Genomic DNA, 670 nt, shown 5'->3' with positions numbered 1-670 from the left:
CTGATGGACGCCCGAGGCGACGTAGCTTTCAACTTTGGCAAGTTGTGCCGACAGCGCCAGCGGACCCATGTCGGCATCGTCATTCAGGGGGTGGCCCACCCTGACCCGCCTGGCGCGCTCGACCAGCGCGTCGACGAAACGGTCATAGATACTGGCCTCGACGAAGCAGCGCGATCCGGCAACGCAGCTCTGGCCGGCGGCCGCGAAGATGCCGGAGACGACGCCGTTGACGGCATGGTCGAAGTCGACGTCGGCAAAGACGACCGGAGGTGATTTCCCGCCAAGCTCCATCTGGCACGAAACCAGGTTTGCGGCGGCGTTGGTGGCGATCCGCCGGCCGGTGGCCGTGCTGCCAGTGAAGACGATCTGGGCGATGTCGGGATGACGCGTCAGCGCGTCGTCGGCGCTGGTGCCGGTGCCGGTCACGACATTGACGACGCCGGCGGGGAAGCCGGCTTCCATGATCAGTTCGGCCAGCGCCAGCGTCGAGGCGGTGGCGTGTTCGGACGGCTTGATGACAACGGTGTTACCGATGGCAAGGCAAGGCGCCAAGGTGCCGGTGAGCAGCATCAGCGGCGAGTTCCACGGCGTGATCATGCCGATGACGCCAAGCGGCTCGCGCATGTTGAAGTTCAGCATGTCAAGCTTGTTGACGGGGATGGTGTCGCCC

General features: G+C 65.4%; 1 protein-coding gene. It reads right to left on the bottom strand.

Annotated elements, in window-relative coordinates:
* The coding region (locus EOA22_RS36185) for an aldehyde dehydrogenase family protein (RefSeq protein WP_127390739.1) at positions 1-670 on the bottom strand (670 nt) is incomplete at both ends.

The organism is Mesorhizobium sp. M7A.F.Ca.US.014.04.1.1, from assembly GCF_003998745.1.
Lineage (GTDB): Bacteria > Pseudomonadota > Alphaproteobacteria > Rhizobiales > Rhizobiaceae > Mesorhizobium > Mesorhizobium ciceri.
This window is presented reverse-complemented; position numbering and strand designations above follow the sequence as displayed.